At 74.7% G+C, this 22459-nt stretch carries 18 protein-coding genes and 1 pseudogene; 12 read left to right on the top strand and 7 right to left on the bottom strand.

Annotated features, from left to right (window positions below; genetic code table 11):
• Positions 1-24: 24 nt before the first annotated feature.
• The 3 genes from ACZ51S_RS15110 to ACZ51S_RS15100 are packed head-to-tail and all read right to left on the bottom strand — an operon-like array spanning position 25 to position 2903.
• Positions 25-927, bottom strand: a complete 903-nt coding sequence (locus ACZ51S_RS15110) for a LysR family transcriptional regulator (RefSeq protein WP_468960970.1) — start codon at positions 925-927, stop codon at positions 25-27.
• Positions 928-937: 10 nt separating this feature from the next.
• Positions 938-1897 (bottom strand): DMT family transporter, encoded by a 960-nt coding sequence (locus ACZ51S_RS15105; protein ID WP_468474934.1) that lies wholly within the window; start codon positions 1895-1897, stop codon positions 938-940.
• 46 nt (positions 1898-1943) lie between these two features.
• Positions 1944-2903 carry an EamA family transporter gene (locus ACZ51S_RS15100; protein WP_468474935.1) on the bottom strand — a complete coding sequence of 320 codons (960 nt, stop codon included), beginning with the start codon at positions 2901-2903 and terminating at the stop codon, positions 1944-1946.
• A gap of 169 nt (positions 2904-3072) precedes the next feature.
• Here ACZ51S_RS15100 and ACZ51S_RS15095 point away from each other — a divergent pair, with 169 nt between their 5' ends.
• On the top strand, positions 3073-3588 hold the full coding sequence (locus ACZ51S_RS15095) for a MarR family winged helix-turn-helix transcriptional regulator (protein ID WP_468474936.1): 516 nt from the start codon (positions 3073-3075) through the stop codon (positions 3586-3588).
• Positions 3589-3703: 115 nt separating this feature from the next.
• On the opposite strand, the gene ACZ51S_RS15090 is transcribed toward ACZ51S_RS15095, so the two are convergent.
• From ACZ51S_RS15090 to ACZ51S_RS15080, 3 genes are all read right to left on the bottom strand, one after another.
• Positions 3704-3937 (bottom strand): hypothetical protein, encoded by a 234-nt coding sequence (locus ACZ51S_RS15090; RefSeq protein ID WP_388938873.1) that lies wholly within the window; start codon positions 3935-3937, stop codon positions 3704-3706.
• 20 nt (positions 3938-3957) lie between these two features.
• Complete coding sequence (locus ACZ51S_RS15085) at positions 3958-5958, bottom strand: 4-alpha-glucanotransferase (protein WP_468960966.1); 2001 nt, start codon at positions 5956-5958, stop codon at positions 3958-3960.
• Between the two features lie 193 nt (positions 5959-6151).
• The gene (locus ACZ51S_RS15080; RefSeq protein ID WP_468474938.1) at positions 6152-6364 is read right to left on the bottom strand and encodes a hypothetical protein; all 213 of its coding nucleotides are present in this window, start codon (positions 6362-6364) and stop codon (positions 6152-6154) included.
• 259 nt (positions 6365-6623) lie between these two features.
• Between ACZ51S_RS15080 and ACZ51S_RS15075 the strand changes: the two genes are divergently transcribed.
• A complete protein-coding gene (locus ACZ51S_RS15075; RefSeq protein ID WP_468802023.1) occupies positions 6624-9617 on the top strand; it encodes a beta-N-acetylglucosaminidase domain-containing protein in 2994 nt (997 codons plus the stop codon).
• A gap of 42 nt (positions 9618-9659) precedes the next feature.
• Here the strand turns inward: ACZ51S_RS15075 and ACZ51S_RS15070 are convergent, their stop codons facing one another.
• Positions 9660-10193 carry an HNH endonuclease gene (locus tag ACZ51S_RS15070; protein WP_388938867.1) on the bottom strand — a complete coding sequence of 178 codons (534 nt, stop codon included), beginning with the start codon at positions 10191-10193 and terminating at the stop codon, positions 9660-9662.
• Between the two features lie 278 nt (positions 10194-10471).
• Between ACZ51S_RS15070 and ACZ51S_RS15065 the strand changes: the two genes are divergently transcribed.
• The 10 genes and pseudogenes from ACZ51S_RS15065 (at position 10472) to ACZ51S_RS15020 (ending at position 22454) form a co-directional block, all read left to right on the top strand.
• Positions 10472-11542 (top strand): mechanosensitive ion channel family protein, encoded by a 1071-nt coding sequence (locus tag ACZ51S_RS15065; RefSeq protein WP_468474940.1) that lies wholly within the window; start codon positions 10472-10474, stop codon positions 11540-11542.
• A gap of 140 nt (positions 11543-11682) precedes the next feature.
• Positions 11683-12894: an ROK family transcriptional regulator gene (locus tag ACZ51S_RS15060; protein WP_468960963.1), complete on the top strand. Its 1212-nt coding sequence runs from the start codon at positions 11683-11685 to the stop codon at positions 12892-12894.
• A gap of 63 nt (positions 12895-12957) precedes the next feature.
• A pseudogene (locus ACZ51S_RS15055) lies at positions 12958-14292 on the top strand (ABC transporter substrate-binding protein).
• Between the two features lie 4 nt (positions 14293-14296).
• A complete protein-coding gene (locus ACZ51S_RS15050) occupies positions 14297-15241 on the top strand; it encodes a carbohydrate ABC transporter permease (RefSeq protein WP_468474943.1) in 945 nt (314 codons plus the stop codon).
• 1 nt (position 15242) lies between these two features.
• Complete coding sequence (locus ACZ51S_RS15045; protein ID WP_468475067.1) at positions 15243-16079, top strand: carbohydrate ABC transporter permease; 837 nt, start codon at positions 15243-15245, stop codon at positions 16077-16079.
• A 5-nt stretch (positions 16080-16084) separates the two neighbouring features.
• Entirely contained in the window at positions 16085-17350 is a 1266-nt protein-coding gene (locus ACZ51S_RS15040; RefSeq protein ID WP_468960959.1) for a 6-phospho-beta-glucosidase, read from the top strand.
• Entirely contained in the window at positions 17341-18411 is a 1071-nt protein-coding gene (locus ACZ51S_RS15035; protein ID WP_468474945.1) for an N-acetylglucosamine kinase, read from the top strand. Before ACZ51S_RS15040 ends, ACZ51S_RS15035 begins: the two co-directional genes overlap by 10 nt.
• A 178-nt stretch (positions 18412-18589) precedes the next feature.
• Entirely contained in the window at positions 18590-19996 is a 1407-nt protein-coding gene (locus tag ACZ51S_RS15030) for a hypothetical protein (RefSeq protein WP_468884154.1), read from the top strand.
• Between the two features lie 149 nt (positions 19997-20145).
• A complete protein-coding gene (locus ACZ51S_RS15025; RefSeq protein WP_468802133.1) occupies positions 20146-21078 on the top strand; it encodes a glutamate ABC transporter substrate-binding protein in 933 nt (310 codons plus the stop codon).
• Positions 21079-21194: 116 nt separating this feature from the next.
• A complete protein-coding gene (locus ACZ51S_RS15020) occupies positions 21195-22454 on the top strand; it encodes a hypothetical protein (protein WP_468475068.1) in 1260 nt (419 codons plus the stop codon).
• The last annotated feature ends 5 nt before the right edge of the window (positions 22455-22459 follow it).

Genomic DNA, 22459 nt, shown 5'->3' with positions numbered 1-22459 from the left:
GGCCGGGGCCCCCGCCCGGTCCCCTCACCCGAGTGCCGCCGCCGCCTCCTGGAGTGCCTCCAGGGCTCGGGAGAGCGCCGGGGCGGATTCCGTGCCGCGGCGGAGGGCGGCGATGACGTGGCGGGTCGGGCGGTCGTGGGGCAGGGCGCGGACGGCCACCCCCGAGGCGCGGGCGGAGACCATGCGCGGGACCAGGGCGACGCCCATCCCCGCCTCCACCATCGCCAGGATCGCGGTCCACCCGGACGCCGAGTGGGCCTGCTCCGGTACGAAGCCCGCCGGTTCGCACGCGGAGCGGGTGATCTCCGACCAGGGCCCGCTGCCGCCGTAGATCCACGGCTCGGCGGACAGGTCGGCCAGCCGTACCTCCGCCGCGCCCGCCAGTGGATGGCCGGGGGGCAGGGCCACGTCCAGGGGGTCCTCCAGCAGGGTGACCCGGGTGAAGCGGGCGTCCCGCGCCCCCGGGGCGTGCGCGGCCAGGGAGAGGGCGAGGTCCACGGCCCCGGCGGACAGCAGCTCGTACGATTCGGCGGCCTCGGTCTCCCGTACCCGCACCTCGATCCCCGGGTGGCTGAGCCGCAGGGCGGCCACGGCCGGGACGACCAGCACCGGCACCGCCGTGGAGAAGGCCCCGATGCGCACCTCCCCCGCCTCCCCGGCCAGGTAGCCGGCGAGTTCGGCGTCGGCCCGCTCCAGCTGGGCGAAGACGGCCTCGGTGTGCCGCAGCACCAGGTGCGCGGCGTCGGTGAGCCGGACCCGCCGCCCCTGCGCCTCCAGCAGCGTCACCCCCAGGTGCCGGGCGAGGTTGGTGAGCTGCTGGGAAACGGCCGAGGGCGTCATGTGCAGCGCCTCGGCCGTGGCGGTCACCGTCCCCTGGTCGGCCAGGGTGCGCAGGATCCGCAGCTTCTTGATGTCCCAGTCGGTCACGGGAGCGAAACTACCTCCGGGTCGCGCTGCCGAGGGCGACACCGCCGAGGATCAGCGCCATGCACAGCAGCTGTGCCGGTCCGGTCCGCTCGCCGAGGAGGAGCAGGCCGAGCCCGGCGACGCAGACCGGCTGGAGGTAGTAGACGACTCCCGCGCGGGCCGCCCCGATCAGGGAGATGGCCTTGTTCCAGGCGAAGAAGGCGACGGCGGAGGAGAAGACGCCGACGTACAGCAGGGGTCCGACGGTCGCGGAGGTGACCTCGAAGCCGCCCTGGACGGTGAGGGACACGGCGTAGGCGGGAGCCAGCATCAGGGCGCCGAGGACGAAGGTGGCGAGCAGGAAGGACAGTCCGCCGATCTCGGCGGGCTTGCGCTTGAGCAGCGCGCTGTAGGTGGCGAAGGACAGTGCGGCCCCGAACATCCACAGGTCGCCGGCGCCGAAGTCGAAGCCGAGCGATCCGTCGCCGACCAGCAGCAGCACCCCGAAGGCCGCGAGGAGCATCCCGAAGGAGCGCCGGACGCCGAGCCGTTCGCCGCCGAGGCGGGCGTACAGGGCCATGACGACCGGCGAGGCCGCCATGATCATGCCCATGTTGGAGGCGGAGGTGGTCAGTCCGGCCTGGTGGACCAGGGTGTTGTAGAGGGTGACTCCGAAGAGCGTGGCGAGCGAGACGTAGCCGACGTGCCGGCACAGCAGCGCCCGCTGCCGCCAGGCCTGCCGGGCGGCGAAGGGGGCGACCGCGACGGCGGCGATGATCCAGCGCCAGAAGACCGCCTGTACGGGAGGGACCGTGTCCGCCATGCCCCGGGTGGCGACGAAGCTGCCGGACCAGACGACCGTCGCGACCAGCGCGAGCAGTACGCCGAGCCCCGCGGCTGCCTTCTTCGTCCCGGCTGCGGCAGCGGCGCCGCCGCCGGCGAGGGCGCCGGCGGCGGTTGATGCGGTGCGGACACGGTCCATGACGGTCACTGCTGGTTTCCCCCTCGGGGTTCGGTGTGGTGCGTGTCCCCCACCTTCACACCTTCACTTTGCCCAGGTCCATCGAAACATTTCGATCGGTCTCTTCAGAGGAACTGAACGGTTCCTCCGCGGCGGCCGGCTCGTCCGCCACCGGAGCGGCCTTCCCGGGGAGCTGCCCGACGACCGTGGCGCCGAAGGCGATGGCCATGCCCACCAGCTGTACGGGCGACAGCGACTGGCCGAGCGCGGCCCAGCCGATGACGGCGGCGGTGAGCGGCGACAGCGGGCCGAGCAGGGTGACGGAGGTGGCGGTGAGCCGGCCGATTCCGCGGAACCAGAGGAAGTACGCGGCCCCGGTGTTGATCAGCATCATGTAGCCGTAGCCGAGGAAGGCCTTGCCGTCGAGCGCGGGCGGCGCGCCTTCGACCAGTGCGGCGATCGGGATGATGACCAGGCCGCCCGCGGTGAGCTGCCAGCCGGTCACGGCCAGCGGGCCGACGCCCTCGGGGCGTCCCCAGCGCTTGGTCATCACGGTGCCCGCGCCCATGGCGGCGGAGGAGACCACGCCCGCGATGACGCCGATGAGGTCGAGCTCGGCCTGGGCGGTCAGCACCACCATGCTCACTCCGAAGGCGGCGGCCACGGCGGCGAGCACGGTCCGCAGCCGGGCCCGCTCCCCCAGGAGGAGGGCGGCGAGCCCCACGACGAAGAGCGGCCCGGCGGAGCCGAGCACGGCCGCGACGCCGCCGGGGAGCCGGTAGGCGGCGAGGAAGAGCAGCGGGAAGAACGCTCCGATGTTGAGGGTGCCGAGGACCGCGGACTTCCACCACCAGGCGCCCTTGGGCAGGGTGCGGGAGAGGGCGACCAGCAGCAGACCGGCGGGGAGGGCGCGCATGGCCCCGGTGAACAGGGGCCGGTCCGGCGGCAGCAGCTCACTGGCGACGAAGTACGTCGATCCCCAGGAGATGGGGGCGAGCGCGGTCAGGAGGGTGGTGGTGACACGGTTCACGGTCACTCCTCGGGCAGATGAGGATCGGCGGGCGGGGTGCGGGTTGGCCGCGACCCACCCGGGGGCCCGTCCCCGGACCTCCCCGGGTAGGTCGCTGATAAGTAGCTTACCGCTAAGCTACTTTTAAGCAAGCTACTTTCTTGCGGACGAGCGAGCGGAATCGGATACTTCGGTCATGACCGAGGTGAAGAAGGCCCCCGCCCCCGAGAAGGACGCCGTCGACGCGATCACCGCGCAGTGGGCCGCCGTACGACCGGACCTGGACACCGCCCCCATGGCCGTCTTCGGCCGGATCTACCGGATCTCCAAGGCCGTGGGCGAGGCCGTCGAGCGCGCCTACAACCGGCACGGCATCACCCGCGGGGAATTCGACGTCATCGCGACGCTGCGCCGCTCCGGGGTCCCGTACACCCTCTCCCCCCGCGAGCTGTCCGCCACGCTGATGCTCACCACGGGCGGCATGACCGGGCGCCTGGACAAGCTGGAGAGGGCCGGACTGCTCACCCGCAGCCCCGACCCGCACGACCGGCGCGGGCTCCAGGTGACCCTCACCGACCGGGGGCTCGCCCTCGCCGACGAGGCGGTCTCCGCGGGACTGGAGGTGCACCGCGCCGCCCTGGAGGGCTTCGACCGCGAAGAGGTCGAACAGCTCACGGCGCTGCTGCGCAAGCTCCTCGCGGACGTCGCCTAGGTCCCGCGCGTTTCCGGGCACGCCAAGGCGCCGGAGGCCGCGCGGGGGCCGGCTCACACCGGTTCCGCGGACCTCCGGCGCCCGGAAGTCTTGACGAAGGGCCTGCCCGGCCGGGTCAGACCTTGGTCTTGCGCGACTTGTCGCCGACCATCACGAGACCCGCGATGACCAGGAACAGCACGATCGGCGCGGCCACGTACAGGCCGAGCGTCTCGCCAATGCTCAGGCCCGGGCCCGGGTCGTCACCGTCGTCGCGGGTCACCGCGAGCGCGGGAGACGTCATCAGCAGCATCATCAGCGTCGTTCCGGCCGTGACGGCGCCGGCGCGCAGAGCGTTCTTCTTGTCCACGGTGCAAACGTAGCGAACACCTAAACGGGGCGCGCGCCCGGGGGTGCCGTACGGGTCCGCGCGCCCTCCCGCACGGCGCCGAGCAGGGCGTTCGCCCGGGGCGAGGCGGTCAGCGCCTCCAGGGTCAGCGGCCGCCCCCCGGCGTCGGCCAGCGGCAGCCGCCAGTTGGGGTACTGGTCCCAGGTGCCCGGCAGGTTCTGCGGCCGCCGGTCCCCCACCGCGTCGGGCAGCCACACGCCGACCAGCCGGGCGGGCGTGCGCAGCAGGAACGCGTACAGGGCCCGTACGGCGGCCTCCTCGCCCTTGGTCTCCAGCCCCAGCCGGTCCAGTACCGCCAGCCACCGCGCGGTGTCGGCGGCGTCCTCGGCCCGCTCCTGCTCCAGAGGACGGGTCAGCAGGCCGAGCCGGTCGCGCAGTTCGACGTGGGACCCGGCCAGCTTGGCGGCGGAGGGCGGCAGGTCGTGGGTGGTGGCGGTGGCCAGGCACTCCGACCGCCAGGCCGCGGCGGGCAGCGGCTCGCCGTCACCGGACCAGTCCCGCTCGAACCAGAGCACGGAGGTGCCGAGGATCCCGCGCCGGGCCAGCGCCCGCCGCACCCCCGGCTCGACCGTCCCGAGGTCCTCGCCGACCACCAGCGCCCCGGCCCGGTGGGCCTCCAGGACCAGCACGGCCAGCATCGCCTCGCCGTCGTAGGAGACGTACGTCCCCTCCGCGGGCGGGGTGCCCTCCGGGATCCACCAGAGCCGGAACAGGCCCATGACGTGGTCCACCCGCACCGCCCCCGCGTAGCGGAACACCCCGCGCAGCAGGGCCCGGAACGGCGCGTACGCGGACTGCTCCAGCGCGTCGGGCCGCCACGGCGGCAGTCCCCAGTCCTGGCCGCGCGCGTTGAAGGCGTCCGGCGGGGCGCCGACGGAGGCGCTGCGGGCGTGGAAGGAGCCGGTACGGGCGTCCGAGCCGTCCGGGTGCACCCCGACGGCCAGGTCGTGCACGATGCCGACCTCCATCCCGGCCTCCCGCGCGGCCCGCTGGGCGGCGGTCAGCTGGGTGTCCGTCAGCCAGACCAGCCAGCAGTGGAAATCGGCGCGCTCCCCGGGGTCCTCCCCGGCGGCGGCCGCGCACCAGGCGGCGTGCGCGGCGAGCCCGTCCCCCTGGGCCGCGCGGAACGCCCGGTAGGCGGCCTCCCGCGCGGGGGTGCGCGGGACGGCGTACAGCAGTTCCAGGGCGGCGCGCTTGAGGGCCCAGACGGCGTCCCGGTCGATCAGCGCCCCCTTCTCCAGCACCTCCCGGCGCAGCTCTCCGCCCCGGGCGGCGAGTTCGGCGAGGGCGTCCCGCTCCGGGCAGGCCTCCCACTCGGGGAGGTCCTCGACGCGCAGGTGCACCGGGTCCGGGAAGCGACGGGAGGACGGCCGGTAGGGGGACGGGTCGCTCGGGGTACCGGGGAAGCCCGCGTGGAGCGGGTTGACCTGGACGAACCCGGCGCCGTGGGTGCGGGCCGCCCAGCGGGCCAGCTCCGCGAGGTCGCCCAGGTCGCCCATGCCCCAGGAGCGCTCCGAGAGCAGGGAGTACAGCTGGACGAGCAGCCCGTGGGCGCGGGCGGGCGCCGCCGGGGCCCGGTCCGGGGCCACGATCAGGGTGGCGGAGGCGGTGCGCCCGTCGGGTGCCTCGGCGGCCAGCCGGTGCACCCCCAGGGGCAGGCCGGGGTGCCAGTCGGCCTGCCCGGCCCCGTCCTCCAGGGTCACCCGCACCCGCGTCCCGGCCGGCAGCCCGGCCAGGGCCGCCGGCGCGGGCTCTCCCCTCCAGTGCACCAGCGTCGGCGGGAGCAGCCGCCCGGCCCGCTCCCGCTCGGTGGTGCCGGCCGTCTCCCGCACCTCCTCTGGGGTGCCGGCGGGGACGCCGATCAGGCCCAGCACGGCCCGGACCGTGGCCTCGGGCACCTGGACGGTGACGTCCTCGGCGGGCTGGTAGGAGGTGGCGACGCCGTAGAGGGCCGCGAGCCGGGCGAGGTCGTCCATCGTCATCCTTGGCTGGAGGGGGGCTGGGGGACGGCTGGGCCATCTCTTCCGGATCTCGCCGGTCAAGCCCGCGGCGTCTGGTGCGGTGCCTCGCAAGGCGGAGGTACAGCGCGCGTACTGGACGTACCCGGCTGTGCCGACAACGCGGCGAGGTGCCGTGCCAGGCGTCGCGGGTCAGGCAAGATCCGGAAGAGACGGCCTAGGTGAGCGGCTCGCTGGTGAGGGGGGACTCGGCCACGAGCGGGGACTCACTGGTCAGGGGCGCGTACGCGGAGCCGGCCAGCGGGGGTTCGCTGGTCAGCGGCGGGTGCGCGGCGTCGGCGGCCGGCAGGTCCCCGGGCCCGGACGGGACGGGCAGATGGGCGAGCGGGGCCGGTTTCCCGCGGGTGGCGGACGCGGTGCGGGCGTTCATGAGGTTCCTCCCTGGTGCGGTTGTTCGGACCGCCGGCGTGGTTGTTCGGACCGCCGGCGCTCTTCGGACCGCCGGCGCGGTCTTCGGACCGCCCATGCAACACCCGTGGTGAACACCGCAGCCATACCCAGTCAGGGGCATCGCATTCCTGGCGGATCCAGGTCAGATCACCCCACCCGCATTGACACCCACGCCGCACGGGTGGTGGGCTCTGGCTCGTTCACACGGTCGGGGGACGACTCGGGACGGGGGAGGCTCCATGCAGCTCAGGGGCAGGAAGCGGACCACGGCCGCCGCCGTCGCCGTCATCGGAACACTGCTCGGCGGAGCTGTCGCGTCCGCTCCGCCGCGGCTCACCGCGGCACCGGGGAACTCGGGCTCCGCGCGCCCCGACAGCGGGTCAGTCCCCGTCCAGGCGGCGGGACTCGGGTCCGTCGTCGACCCGGGCTCCGACGTTCCCCGAGCCGCTTCCGAGGGCCCCGCCGTGTGGCCGAGGCCGCAGTCGGCGACCGCCGACCCGGGGCGGGAGCTGCCGGTGCCCGCGGAGGCCGTGCTGGTGGCCCCGCAGGACGTGGACCCGTACGCCGTCGAGGTCGTACGCACCGCCCTGCGCGCGGCCGGGGTGCGGAACCCGCTCGTGCGCCCCCCGGGCGCGGCGCTGCCCGAGCGGGCCCTCGTCGTCCGGCTCCAGGGGCCGGACGCCGAGGAGGCCCTGCGGGCGCTGGGCGCCGCGCCGGCCGGGGACCTGCCCGCCGGCGGCTACCGGCTGGCGGTGGGACGGACCGGCGGGCGGGACACCGTCGCGCTGGCCGGGGTGGGCGAGGACGGGCTGTTCCACGCCGCGCAGACGCTGCGCCAGCTGCTGGCGGCCGGGCGCGGCAAGGTGCCCGGGATGCTGGTGCGGGACTGGCCCATCGCCCCCGTGCGCGGGATCACCGAGGGCTTCTACGGGCAGCCCTGGACCCAGGAGCAGCGCCTGGAGCAGCTGGACTTCCTGGGCCGTACCAAGCAGAACCGGATGCTGCTGGCGCCCGGTGACGACCCGTACCGCACCACGGCCTGGCGCGAGGAGTACCCGCGCGCACGGCAGGAGGAATTCCGGGCCCTGGCCGAGCGGGCCCGCGCCAACCGGGTGGTGCTCGGCTGGGCGGTGTCCCCGGGGCAGTCGATGTGCCTGTCGTCGGCGGACGACCGGGCGGCGCTGCTGCGCAAGGCCGACGCCATGTGGGAGCTGGGCTTCCGGGCCTTCCAGGTGCAGTTCCAGGACGTCAGCTACACCGAATGGGGCTGCCGCGCCGACCGGGCGCGGTACGGGACGGGCCCCGCCGCGGCGGCGAAGGCGCACGCCGAGGTCGCGGGCGAGCTGGCCGCGCACCTGGCGGCGCGGCACCCCGGGTCGGCCCCGCTGTCGCTGCTGCCGACGGAGTACTTCCAGAACGGCGCCACCGCCTACCGGACGGCCCTGGCGGGGGCGCTGGACCCGCGCGTGGAAGTGGCCTGGACGGGCGTGGGCGTGGTGCCGCGCACCATCACGGGCCAGGAGCTGGCCGGGGCGCGGGCGGCGCTCGCGCATCCGCTGGTCACCATGGACAACTACCCGGTCAACGACTGGGACCCGGGCCGCATCTTCCTCGGCCCGTACGCCGGGCGCGATCCGGCGGTGGCGGGCGGTTCGGCGGGGGTGCTGGCCAACGCGATGGCGCAGGGCACCCTGTCCCGGATCCCGCTGTTCACGGCGGCGGACTACGCCTGGAACCCGCGCGGTTACCGGGCCGGGGAGTCCTGGGCGGCGGCGGTCCTCGACCTGTCCGGCCCCGACCCGAGGACCCGGGCGGCGCTCGCGGCCCTGGCGGGGAACACGGCCTCCTCGGGCCTGAAGGTGGAGGAGTCGGCCTATCTGAAGCCGCTGGTCGAGGAGTTCTGGCGGGCCCGCGCCGCCGGGGACAAGGCCGCCGGCGACCGGCTCCGCGCGGCGTTCACCGTGCTGCGGGAGGCCCCCCGGCGCCTGGACGCGCCGGTGGCGGAGGAGGCCGGGCCCTGGCTGGAGCGGCTCGCGCGGTACGGGGCCGCGGGCGAGCTGGCGGTCGACCTGCTGCGCGCCGAGGCCCGGGGTGACGGGGCGGCCGCCTGGCAGGCCTCGCGGGAGCTCGCGCGGGCACGGAGCGCGCTGGCCGAGCCGGGCGGGGTGCGGGTGGACACCTCCGTGCTGGACCCCTTCCTGGCGAAGGCGGCGGCGGAGTCGGACGCCTGGACGGGAGCTGCCCGCAAGGACGGGACCGTGGTGCGCGAAGCCGGCTCCCACACCGTCCGGCTGGACTCGGCGCGGCCGCTCGCGGCGGTCACGGTCATGACGGACCCGCTGGCGCCGGGCGCGCGGGGCGTGACGGTGGAGGCGCACGTGCCCGGTGAGGGCTGGCGGCGGCTGGCCGACGCGGCGGTGTCCGGCTGGACGCAGGCCGATGCGGCGGGCGTACGGGCGGACGCGGTCCGGCTGTCGTGGGCGGGCCCGGACCCCGTGGTGCACAAGGTGGTCCCGTGGTTCGCGGACGGCCCGCGGGCCCGCTTCGAACTGTCCGCAGGGGGCCGCGCCGACGTGGAGATCGGCGGCGCGGCGCGCACCGTGCCGGCGCAGCTGTCCGGACTGCGTCCCGGGGAGTTCCGGGCCCCGCTGACGGCGGCCCCGCCGGCGGGGGTCCAGGTGCGGCTGCCGCAGGAGGTCGCGGTGCCCCGGGGCGCGACGGTCTCCGTCCCGGTGGAGGTCACGGTGGCGGCGGGCACCCCGGCCGGGGTGTACGAGGTCCCGCTCGCCTTCGACGGGGAGGTGCGCACCCTCACCGTCCGGGCGGTTCCGCGCACCGGCGGTCCGGACCTGCTGCGCACGGCGCGGGCCCGCTCGTCGGGCGACGAGGCCCCGCAGTTCCCGGCGTCGGCGGCGGTGGACGGGTCCGCCGCCACCCGGTGGTCGTCCCCGGCGGTGGACGGCGCCTGGTGGCAGGCCGAACTGGCCGCCCCGGCCCGGGTGGGCCTGCTGACCCTGCACTGGCAGGAGGCCCACCCCTCGCAGTTCCGGGTGGAGACGTCCCGCGACGGCGTGACGTGGCGCCCGGGGGCGGTGGTGTCCTCCCGGGGCGGGGTGGACGCGGTCCGGCTGGACGCGCCGGACACGCGCTACCTCCGCGTCACGTGCGAGCGCCGCGCGACGCGCTTCGGCTGCAGCCTCTGGTCCGCCACGGCCCTCGCGGTGGTCCCCTGAGCCCTGCGCGGCGCGGCGCGCGCACGGCCCGGGCGCGGGGGGCTACGCGGTGGCTCCGATGCGTTCGAGGGCGTCCTGTGCCCCGTACGGCTGGAGGTACGGCATCCACCGCGGGTCGCGGTGCCCCGTTCCGATGATCCGCCAGGCCAGCCCGGAGGGCGGAGCCGGCTGGTGGCGCAGGCGCCAGCCGAGTTCCAGCAGGTGCCGGTCGGCCTTCACGTGGTTGCACCGCCGGCAGGCGGCGACCACGTTGTCCCAGGCGTGCTGGCCTCCGCGGCTGCGCGGGATGACGTGGTCCACGCTGGTGGCGACGGCCCCGCAGTACATGCAGCGGCCGCCGTCGCGGGCGAACAGCGCGCGGCGGGTGAGTGGAACGGGCCCCCGGTAGGGGACCCGCACGAAGCGCTTGAGCCGGACCACGCTGGGCGCGGGGACGGCTCGTGTCGCGCTGTGCAGGAAGGCGCCCGATTCCTCGAGGGAGATGGCCTTGTTCTCCAGGACGAGGACGAGCGCGCGGCGGAGCGGTACGACGCCGAGGGGCTCGTACGACGCGTTGAGGACCAGGACGTGCGGCACGGACTGCCTCCTTGTACGCCGGCGGCGCGTGGCTCGCGCCGGGACGATCTGCTCTCAGTCTCCCCTTACGGCTGGTCGAAGCGCCACCACGCGCCGGTAACGGGCCCGGGGTGTTTTCGACCACACACCCTTTCCTCCCCAGGTGAGTCCGGTCTCTCCCTCGAACAGCACAACGAGGTCGGTCGCGTGCCCCGTTAGTGTGGATGGTCCGCCCGCACCGTCTGCACGACCGTACGACCGTTCCGCGGGCGGACCGCTATGCCCTGGAGGTTCCCGCCGTGCCCTCGCCCGCCATCCTGCTACCGCAGGCAGCGTCAACCACCGACGACGCCGCCGAGAGCGTGACGAACGCCGCGAGCTTCGTCGAGGAGAACTGGGCCACCTGGCTGAGCGTCGGCCTGCGGATCCTGCTGATCATCGTGATCGCGGTGGCGCTCCGTTCGGTGGTCCGCAAGGCCCTGACCAAGCTGATAAGCCGGATGAACTCCGGGGCGGAGGCCGTCGAGGGCACCGCGCTCGGCGGGCTGCTGGTCAACGCGGAGCGGCGCCGCCAGCGTTCGGAGGCGATCGGTTCGGTACTGCGTTCGGTGTCCTCGTTCGTGATCCTCGGCACGGCCGCGCTGATGGTGCTGGCCGCCCTGAAGATCGACCTGGGGCCGCTGCTGGCGAGCGCGGGCGTGGCCGGTGTGGCGATCGGCTTCGGTGCCCGCAACCTGGTGACGGACTTCCTCTCCGGCGTGTTCATGATCATGGAGGACCAGTACGGCGTCGGTGACCAGATCGACGCCGGGGTGGCCTCGGGCGAGGTGATCGAGGTCGGACTGCGCGTGACCAAGCTGCGCGGCGACAACGGCGAGATCTGGTACGTCCGCAACGGCGAGATCAAGCGGATCGGCAACCTCAGCCAGGGCTGGGCGACCGCGGGCGTGGCCGTGCAGGTCAAGCCGACGGAAAACCTCGCGCACATCCGCGAGGTGGTCCAGGGGGTCGCGGACACCCTGGCCAAGGAGACCCCGTGGGACGAGCGGCTGTGGGGTCCGGTGGAGGTGCTGGGCCTGGACGAGGTGCTGCTGGCCTCCATGACGGTGAAGGTGTCGGCGAAGACGATGCCGGGCCAGCAGTTCGCGGTGGAGCGCGAGCTGCGCTGGCGGATCAAGGAGGCCTTCGACGCGGCCGGGATCCGGATCATCGGCGGCGCCCCGGACCCCGGCGAGGAGGAGGCCGCCCCGGTCGACGCGGCGGCCGCCGTCGCCGCGCCGTCGGCGCTGGCCAACCCGGCCTCCCCGCAGTCCCTGGCCACCGCCCCGATCCCGCAGGCGCCCGCGCCGGGGGTCCGGCTGCCGAAGTAGGGCCCGCCCGGCCGTCCGCCGTGCCCGCCCGCACCCACCGCTGCCCCGCCGGTCCGTACCGGCGGGGCAGCGGCATTGACACCCCTCCGCCGCTGATAGGAAACTTACCTAACAGTTGCCTCGGTGAGGGAGCACCCGTCATGCCGACCACCACTCCCGGAACCCCCAGCCTGCTGCGCGCCATGAACGACCGCGCCGCCCTGGAGCTGCTGCTGACGCACGGCCCCCTGTCCCGGACGCGGATCGGGCGCCTCACCGGACTGTCGAAGCCCACCGCCTCCCAGCTGCTGGCCCGGCTGGAGGCCGCCGGGCTGGTCGTGGCCACCGGCACCGACGGCGGCCGCCCCGGCCCGAACGCCCAGCTGTACGCGCTCAACGCCCGCGCCGCCCACGTCGCCGGTCTCGACGTGACCCCCGACCGGGTGCTCGCCGCCGTCGCCGACCTGACCGGCACCGTGACCGGCCGCGCCGAGATCCCCAGCGCCGAGTGCGCCGACGCCGTCGGGCAGGTCACCCGGGCCCTGCGCGCGGCCCTGGAAGACGCCGGGCTCACCCTCCCCGCCCTGCACCGCGTCGTCATCGCCACCCCCGGCGCCTTCGACCCCCGCTCCGGGCGGCTGCGCTACGCCGGCCACCTCCCCGGCTGGCACTCCCCCACCCTCCTCGACGAACTGGCCGCGGCCCTGCCCGTGCCGGTCGAGTACGAGAACGACGTGAACCTCGCCGCGGTCGCCGAGCAGCGGCTCGGCGCGGCCCGCGGCCACGAGGACTTCGTCCTGCTGTGGAACGAGGAGGGCCTCGGCGCCGCCCTCGTCCTCGGCGGACGGCTGCACCGCGGCTGGACCGGCGGCGCGGGCGAGGTGGGCTTCCTGCCCGTGCCCGGCCACCCCTTGGTCCGCCAGGTGGCGCGGGCCAACAGCGGCGGCTACCAGGAGCTGGCCGGCGTACAGGTCCTGCCCGCCCTCGCCGCCGGTGCCGGGTTCGACGCCGGCGTCCTCCCGGGCGCCCCGCGGGCGGCGCGGGTGGCCGCCGGGGCCGACCTGCTGCGGCGCGCCGCCGCCGAGCCGCGGGGAGCCCGCCTGCGCTTCCTCCGGTCGTACGCCACCGCGCTCGCGACCGGCCTGGCCTCGCTGGTCGCCGTGCTGGACCCGGAGATCGTGGTGCTGTCCGGCGCCCTGATCACCGCGGGCGGCGACCCGCTGCGCGCCCTGCTGGAGGACGAACTGGCCGAACTGGCCCCCTCCCGGCCCCGGCTGGTGACCGGCGAGGTGCGCGAACACCCCGTGCTGCGCGGCGCCCTGGAGAGCGCCCTGGCCACCACCCGCGAGGAAGTCTTCGACACCTCCCGCTGACCCCCGTCCCTCAGCCCCCTCAGCCCCTCATCCGAAGTTCTCCCCCAGAGAGCGAGTGCCTCCATGCCCGAAGCCGCACGCCTGACCACCACCGCGGCCGTCCTCGCCGCCATATCCCTGCTCGCCGCCGGCTGCACCGGCCAGAGCGGCGCCCCCGCCGCCGACGACCCGAAGGCCGACGTCACCATCAGCTTCTGGCACGGCTGGTCCACGCCCAGCGAGGTCAAGGCGATCGAGGACAACATCGCCCGCTTCGAGAAGGCGCACCCGAACATCAAGGTCAAGGCCACCGGCAACATGACCGACGACAAGATCAACCAGGCGCTGCGCGCGGGCGGGGACAAGGCCCCCGACGTGGTCTCCTCCTTCGCCACGGACAGCGTCGGCGCGTTCTGCAACTCCGGCGCCTTCGCCGACCTGGGCCCCTTCCTGGAGAAGTCCGGGATCGACACGGCGAAGGTCTTCCCGGCGACCCTGCTGGAGTACACGCGGTTCAACGGCAACCAGTGCACGCTGCCGCTGCTCCACGACGCCTACGGCCTCGTCTACAACAAGACCGCGTTCGCCGCCGCCGGGATCGCCGAACCGCCGCGGACGTGGAGCGAGTTCGAGGAGGCCGCGCGGAAACTCACCAAGCCCAAGGGGGATTCGTACGAGCAGCTCGGCGTGATGCCCACCTTCCACGGCTACGAGACCACCCCGATGCGGCTGGCCGCGCAGTGGAGCCCCACCTACTTCACCGCCGACGGCAAGTCGAACCTCGCCAGCGACCCGGCCTTCGCGAAGATGCTCACCGCCCAGAAGGACCTGGTGGCCAAGCTCGGGGGCTACGAGAAGCTGGAACGGTTCCGCACCGGTTTCGGCGCCGAATGGAGCAACGAACACCCCTTCCACAAGGGACTCGTGGCCATGCAGATCGACGGCGAGTGGAGGCCGGCCATGGCCAAGGCGGCCGGCGTCCCCTTCGAGATCGGCACCGCCCCGCTGCCCGTGCCGGACGACCAGAGGGCCGACTACGGCAAGGGCTACCTCTCCGGCACCATCATGGGCATCTCCTCGGCGAGCCGGAAGCAGAACGCCGCCTGGGAGCTGGTGCGGTACATGACCACGGACACCGAGGCGGTGGTCGCCTTCGCCAACGCCATCCACAACATCCCCTCGACGCTCGACGCGCTCCGTTCGCCGCGGCTCTAGATCACCCCCGAGTCGAAGACGTTCCTCGACATCGCCCGGCACCCGAAGTCGAACACCACCCCGGCCCAGGTGAACGGCGGCGCCTACCAGCTGACCTTCCAGGACTTCGCGTACTCCGTCGAGAAGGGCGACGTCCCCGATCTCGCGGCCGGGCTCGCCAGGACCGACCGGCAGATCGACACGGACATCGCGAAGGCCAAGTAGCCCCATGGCCACCACCCCCGCCCTGCGGGCCCGGCACCGGCGCTCCGCCCTGCGGACCCTCGCCTTCCTGTCGCCCTGGCTGATCGGCTCCGCCGTCTTCTTCGCCTACCCGCTGCTGTCCACCGTCTACTTCTCCTTCACCCGGTACGACGGCTTCCGGCCCCCCGTCTTCAACGGCCTGGACAACTGGAGCTACGTCTTCTGCGACTATCCGCTCTTCTGGCCGGCGATGCGCAACACGCTGTGGCTCGTCGCGGTCATGGTGAGCTGCCGGGTCGTCTTCGGGCTCGGCGTCGGCCTGCTCGTCACCAAGGTCAAAACCGGCGCCGGCCTCTTCCGGACCCTGTTCTACCTGCCCTACCTGGCCCCGCCGGTGGCCGCGACCCTCTCCTTCGTCTTCCTCCTCAACCCCGGCACGGGCCCCGTCAACACCCTGCTCGAAGCCGCCGGACTGCCGGCGCCCGGCTGGTTCACCGACGCGGCCTGGTCCAAGCCCGCGCTCACCGTCCTCGCGCTGTGGGGGGCCGGCGACCTGATGGTGATCTTCATGGCGGCGCTGCTCGACGTACCGAAGGAGCAGTACGAGGCCGCCGAGCTGGACGGGGCCGGCGCCTGGGCCCGCTTCCGGCACATCACCCTGCCGAACATCTCCCCCGTCGTCCTCTTCGCCGTGGTCACCGGGGTCATCCAGGCCATGCAGTACTACACGCAGCCGCTCATCGCCGGGAAGACCTCCGCCGGGATCATCGGCGGCTCGGGACAGCAGGTCGAACCGGGCTACCCCGACAAGTCCACGCTGACCCTCCCCCAGACCGTCTACAACCTCGGCTTCCAGCGCTTCGACTACGGCTCCGCCAGCGTCCTGTCCCTGGTGCTTTTCGCCCTCTCCATGGCCGTCACCGCGCTCCTGATGCGCCGCCGGGGCGGACTGATCGGATCCGGTGACTGAGATGCGCCACCACCGCAAGGCCGTGCTCCACTGGGTCGGGGTGCACGCCCTGGCCGTCGCCGCCGCCCTGTTCTTCGTCCTCCCCTTCGTCTTCCTCCTCCTCACCTCCCTGATGAGCGACCAGCAGGCCCTGACCCGCGAGCTGTGGCCGCGCACCTGGGAGTGGGGCAACTACGCGCAGGTCTGGCACACCCCCGGCTTCCTGACCTGGTGGCGCAACACCCTGCTGTACGCGGGGCTCGGGACCGTGCTGACCGTGGTCTCCTCGCTGCCCGTCGCCTACGCCCTCGCGAAGTTCCGCTTCCGCGGCCGGCGGATCGCGCTGCTCCTGGTGATCGCCACGATGATGCTGCCGCCCCAGGCGGCCGTCATCCCCATGTACCTCTTCTGGGCGAAGCAGCTCGACCTGTCCGGCACCCTGTGGCCGCTGATCGTGCCGCTGGCGTTCGGCGACGCCTTCGCCATCTTCCTGCTGCGCCAGTTCCTGCTGACCATCCCCGGCGAGTACCTGGACGCGGCCCGCCTCGACGGCTGCGGCGAGGTCCGCGTCCTGCTGCGCGTCGTGGTGCCCATGGCCAGGCCGGGGATCGCGGCCGTCGCGCTGTTCCAGTTCTTCTACGCCTGGAACGACTACTTCGGCCCGCAGATCTACGCCTCCGACAACCCGGCCGCCTGGACCCTCAGCTACGGCCTGGAGTCCTTCAAGGGGGCGCACCACACCAACTGGAACCTCACCATGGCGGCGACGGCGCTCGTCATGGCCCCGGTGATCGTCCTCTTCTTCTTCGCCCAGAAGGCGTTCGTCGAGGGAGTCACCCTGACCGGCGTGAAAGGCTGATCCCGATGAAACTCGCAGTGGTGGGCGGCGGTTCCACCTACACGCCCGAACTGGCCGACGGCTTCGCACGGATGCGCGACACCCTGCCCGTCGGCGAACTCGTACTGATCGACCCCGCCGCCGAACGGCTGGAGCTGGTCGGCGGCCTGGCCCGGCGGATCTTCGCCCGCCAGGGCCACCCGGGGCGCGTCACCACCACCTCCGACCTGGACGCGGGCGTGGCCGACGCCGACGCGGTGCTGCTCCAGCTGCGCGTCGGCGGGCAGGCGGCCCGGCTCCAGGACGAGACCTGGCCCCTGGAGTGCGGCTGCGTCGGCCAGGAGACCACGGGTGCGGGCGGGCTCGCCAAGGCCCTGCGGACCGTCCCGGTGGTCCTCGACATCGCCGAGCGGGTCCGCCGGGCCGCCCCGGACGCCTGGATCATCGACTTCACCAACCCGGTCGGGATCGTCACCCGGGCCCTGCTCGGGGCCGGGCACAAGGCGGTCGGGCTGTGCAACGTCGCCATCGGCTTCCAGCGGAAGTTCGCCGCCCTGCTGGGCGTGGCGCCCGCCGAGGTCCACCTCGACCACGTCGGCCTCAACCACCTGACCTGGGAACTCGGGGTGCGCCTCGGCGGCCCGGGCGGCGCCGACGCGCTGCCGCGCCTGCTGGCCGAGCACGGGGACGCCGTCGCCGCCGACCTGCGCCTGCCGCGGGCGCTGCTGGACCGGCTCGGCGTGGTGCCCTCGTACTACCTGCGCTACTTCTACGCCCACGACCAGGTGGTGCGGGAGCTGGGCGAGAAGCCCTCGCGGGCCGCCGAGGTCGCCGCGATGGAGCGGGAACTCCTCGCCCTGTACGCGGATCCCGCGCTCGACGAGAAGCCCGCGCTGCTGGCCCGGCGGGGCGGGGCCTTCTACTCGGAGGCGGCCGTGGACCTCGCGGCGGCCCTGCTCGGCGGCGGCGGACCGTCCGTCCAGGTGGTCAACACCCGCAACGGCGGGACGCTGCCCTTCCTGGCGGACGACGCCGTGATCGAGGTCCAGGCGCGGGTCGGCGGCGAGGGCCCGGTACCGCTGGCCGTGCCCCGGCTCGACCCCCTGTACGCCGGGCTGGTCGCGCACGTCGGCGCGTACGAGGACCTGGCGCTGGACGCGGCCCTGCGCGGCGGGCGGGAGCGGGTCCTCAAGGCCCTCCTCGCGCATCCGCTCGTCGGACAGTACGACCTGGCCGAGGGGCTGACCGACCGGCTGCTCGCGCACAACAAGGAGCACCTGCCGTGGGCGTAGCCGTCCCCGGCGCCTCCGCCGTCCCGGACGGCCCGGCCCGCCCGGCCGTCCTCGCGATCGACGCGGGCAACAGCAAGACCGACGCCGTGCTCGTCGCCGCCGACGGCACGGTCCTCGGCACCGGGCGCGCCGGGGGCTTCCAGCCGCCCCGGACCGGTGTGGAGGCGGCCGTGGACGTGCTCGCCGAGGCCGCCTCGGCGGCGGCCGCGGCCGCCGGGCTGCCCGGGGTGCCGCGTGTCGCCCGGGTCTCGGCCTGCCTGGCCAACGTGGACCTGCCGGTGGAGGAACGCCGGCTCACGGAGGCGGTCGCGGCGCGCGGCTGGGGCGCGGCCACCGAGGTGCGCAACGACACCTTCGCGATCCTGCGGGCGGGAGTGGACACCCCGTTCGGGGTCGCCGTGGTCTGCGGGGCGGGCATCAACTGCGTGGGCATGCTGCCCGACGGGCGCACCGCCCGCTTCCCCGCCCTCGGGCAGATCTCCGGGGACTGGGGCGGCGGGGGCGGCCTGGCGCAGGAGGCCCTGTGGTGGGCGGCGCGGGCCGAGGACGGGCGGGGCGGACCGACGGCTCTGGCGACGGCCCTGCCCGGGCACTTCGGGCTGGCGTCGATGGCCGCGCTGATCGAGGCGGCGCACCTGGGCACTCTGGCCCGGGAGCGGCTGCACGAGCTGGTGCCGGTGCTGTTCGCGGTGGCGGCGGCGGGGGACCCGGTGGCCTCGGCGCTCGTGGAGCGGCAGGCCGACGAGGTGGTGGCGATGGCCTCGGTGGCCATGGAGCGGCTCGGGCTGCTGGAGCGGGAGGTGCCGGTGCTGCTGGGCGGCAGTGTGCTCGCTGCCCGGCACCCGCAGCTGAACGGCCGCATCGAGGAGTTGCTGGCCGTCCGCGCGCCCCGGGCCCGGGTGTCGGTGGTCACCGCCCCGCCGGTGCTGGGGGCCGCCCTGCTGGGGCTGGACGCCCTGGGCGCGCCGGCCGGCGCCGCGGCGAGGCTGCTTACCCGTTTGAGTGAAACCGCGCCGGGCACCTCGGCGGCCGGAACCACGGGGGCCGCCGAGGCGTATTGACGGTGAAGGGCATCGGCGGTGAAGGGTGACGGGGGGATCCGCAGGGGTAGGAGCAGGCGGGGCGACGGCCGGGGCGGCCCGGGAGGGGGGACCGTCCAAGATCGGGCACCGGGTGCTGTGGCCGGGCGCCACTACGGCCATACTGCTGCGGAGCAGAGGGACCGAGGGGGAGGTCACGGTGGCCATCACGACACGCGCGCCGGCGCCCGGGGGCGGTACCTCCGGGGCGCCCGCCGGACCGGCCGGGAGACCGCCCGCGCCGCCGGGACGCGGTACCGCCTGGGCGGAGGGCGTCGAGCGGCTGCGCGCCGCGGCGACGACCGAGCCGGGCCGGCTGCGGATCATCGGTGCGGTACTGGCCGCCCTGGTCGTCCTGTTCGGCGCGGTGGCGGTGTGGGAGGTCTCCGGCCGGGTCACGGCCGCGGAGGACGTGGTGGGCCGCAGCCAGCCGCTGAGCGCGGACGCGGCGAGCATCTACCGTTCCCTCGCCGATGCCGACACGGCCTCCTCCAGCGGCTTCCTCGCGGGCGCCCAGGAGCCCCGGGAGGTCCGCCGGCGCTACGAGAAGGACATCGCGAACGCCTCCCGGCTGCTGGTGAGCGCGGCCGCCAACACCGGGGCCGGCGGGGAGTCCCGCAAGGAGATCGCGCTGCTCGGCGAGCAACTGCCCCGCTACACCGGGCTGATCGAGCAGGCCCGGGCGACGAACCGGCAGGGCCTGCCGCTGGGCGGAGCCTACCTGCGCCACGCCAACGAGCTGATGAGCACGGTGCTGCTGCCCGCGGCCCAGCGGCTGTACGAGGCGGAGACGGGCCGGCTGTACACGGACTACGACGAGGCCCGGTCCTGGCCGGCGGCGGCGACGGGCGCGGGCGTGCTCGCGCTGGCCGCCCTGGTGTGGGCGCAGCGGCGGACCTACCGGCGGACGAACCGGGTCTTCAACCACGGAATGCTGGCGGCGACGGCCGCGGCGGCGGTGGCGCTGCTGTGGCTGACGGTGGGGCAGTCGGTGGCGCGGGCCGGGCTGGGCGAGGCGAGGGCGGACGGGCAGGAGTCCCTGAAGGTGCTCAACGACGCCCGGATCGCCTCGCTCCAGGCGCGGGCGAACGAGAACCTGACGCTGATCGCGCGGGGCGCCGTACTGGCCGAGGACAAGAAGTCCGACAAGTACGACGTGGACTACGAGAAGAACATGAAGCAGCTCGACGCCGGTCTGGCGCGGGCGCTGCGGCTGGCGGACGACGGGAGCGGCCGGGAGCCGGTCTCGAAGGCCGTCGCGGGCGTGGCGCAGTGGAAGCAGCGGCACGCGGCGGCCCGGGACGCCGACATGAAGGGCGACTACGAGCAGGCGCTGCTCCAGGTCATCGGGGACGAGCGGCACAAGGACAGCAGCGGCACCTCGTTCGACACGGTGGACGCCTCCCTGGAGCGGGCCGTGGCCCATGAACAGAAGCAGTTCACCCTGGCCGCCCGGGACGGGCTCGGCGCGCTGGGCGGCCTGGTGACGGGCTCGGCGGTGCTGGCGCTCGCCGGCGCGGCGGCGGCCCTCCTCGGCATCGGCCGCAGGCTTTCGGAGTACAGGTGAGATCGATGCGGATACGAGGGACACGGCCGGAGCGGAACGAGCCGTACGGGACGCCGCGGGAGGCGGAGGGCGCTGTGCCGCGGCCGTCCGGCGCGGCCCGGGTGCGGGGCGCGGCCGGCCGGCTGCGCGGCTGGGGCGGGGTCAGTGCCATGGCCGCGGCCTGCGGGGTGACGGCGGCGGCGGTGCTGCTGCCGCTGGCCGGGTCCCCGCCGGCGGGCGGGTCCGGGGCGGTCCGCGAGCCGGCCGCGGTGGCCGCGGCCCCGTACCAGCCGGCCGACACCTGCCAGAACCCGGAGGCCAGCCTGCGCCCGTCGGGGCTGGACGGCCCGGCGATCGAGCGGATCCGCAAGGCGGGCAAGCTCGTGGCGGGCGTGGACCAGAACAGTTTCAAGTGGGGCTACCGCAATCCGGACGGCCGTCTGGACGGTTTCGACATCGACCTGGTGAAGGCGATAGCGAAGGACATCCTGGGCAGTGAGGACCTGGTCATCTACCGGGCCATCCCGACCAGTCAGCGCGTCCCGGCGCTCCAGGAGGGCCGGGTCGACATCGTCGTGCGGACCATGACGATCAACTGCAAGCGCCTGGAGGACGTGGCCTTCTCGACGGCCTACTTCGAGGCCGGCCAGCAGGTGCTGGCCCCCAAGGGCTCGCCGATCACCGGGTACGACGCCTCGCTGAAGGGCCGCCGGATCTGCACGGCGGCCGGGTCCACGGCGGAGTCGGCCCTGAAGTCCCAGTCGTACGGGTCCGTCGGGGTGTCGGTGCCGAACCAGCTGGACTGCCTGGTGCGGCTCCAGCTGGGCGAGGTGGACGGGATCATCACGGACAACGCGCTGGCCGCCGGACAGGCGGCGCAGGACCCGTCGGTCCAGCTGGTCGGGGCGCCCTTCACCCGCGAGTTCTACGGGGTGGCCATGAACAAGGACGCCTCCGACCTGGTGCGCCGGGTGAACAAGGTGCTGGAGAACTTCCGGGCGGGCGGTGAGCAGAGCCCGTGGGCGACCTCCTACAGGAAGCACTTCGAGGACGTCCTGCCGAGGGCCAGCGTGCCGCCGGCGCCCAAGTACCGGGACGGCTGAGGCACATGGCGGATTCGGAGCGGTACGTGAGCGAGCCTTACACGAGCGGGCCCCGTGCGGGCGGGCCCCATCCGAGCGAGCTCCGTGCGCCCCTGCCGGGTGCGGGGCCGGCGGTGATGGACCGGGACGACGTCGACCGGGCGCTGGCCCGTCTGGGCGCGGAGCACGAGGCCGTCGAGACCTCCCTGCTCGCGCTCCAGGACCACGCGGGACGGCGGCTGCTGGAGGGCGCCGCTCTGAGCGGGGTCACCAAGGAGCGGTGGGCCGCCGCCGACGCGTCGGTGACCCGGCTGTGGACGTACTTCGACGCCTACAGCGGGGCGCTGGCCGCCGCCCGGGAGATCCGCGAGCGGCGCCGCTGGCCGAGCCGGGAGGACCTGGCCGAGCTGACGGAGCGGCTGCGCGGGCCGGGGGTGACGATCGCCGGCGCCGGGCTGGAGGGCGCGGCGCTGGCGGAGCGCTTCTCTCTGGCCGAGCTGGTGGCCCGGATGAACGAGCTGTACGCGTCCGCCCTGGACGTGGTGGTCGCCGCCGACGCGGTGTGGTCGGCGCTGCCCGCGCGGATCGACCTGCTCGCCGCCGAGCTGCACCGGACGCGTTCGCTGGCGCACTCGGTGGGGGTCCGGCCGGGCGAGCACCCCGCGGGGGACGACCTGGAGGAGATCACCGCCGAGCTGACGCGACTGCGGGAGGCGGTGATCGCCGACCCGCTGGCCTTCTGGGTGCCGGCGGCGGGGAGCTCCGCCCCGGGCGGGGGCCGTCCGGACACCGCCCGCTACGACCGGGCGGCGCGCGCGCTGGACGACGTACGCCGTGAGGTGGAAGCGGTCCTGACGGTACGGCAGGACGCGGAACAGCGGCTGATCGCGGTACGGGACCTGCTGTCGCGCGCCGACCGGACCCTGGCGGAGGCGCGGACGGCGCGCGGCGAGGTGCTGGCGAAGATCGCGGCGTCGGAGGTGCCGGCGGTCAGCGGCCCGCCGACGGCCCTCCAGGAACAGCTGGCGGCGGCGGCCGAGTACCGGCGGCGGTCGCAGTGGCACCGGCTGTCGCCGCTGCTGGACGCGCTGGAGGACCGGGCCGAGGAGGAACTGCGGAGGGCCCGTGAATCGTTGACGGCGGTGACGGCGCCCCTGGCGGTGCGGGCCGAGCTGCGCGGACGGCTCGACGCGTACAAGGCGAAGGCGGCCCGGCACGGCATCGCGGAGGACCCGCTGCTGATCGAGCGGTACGACGCGGCCCGGCGGATGCTGTGGAGCGCGCCCTGCGACCTGCGGGCTGCGGAGCAGGCGGTCCGGCGCTACCAGCAGGCGACGGCGGAGGCCCTGGCGCCACAGGAACACCGGCCCGCGCGGCCGGGGGAGGAGGAGGCATGACCCCG

The sequence above is a fragment of the Streptomyces sp. NPDC034043 genome, assembly GCF_055575675.1.
This window is presented reverse-complemented; position numbering and strand designations above follow the sequence as displayed.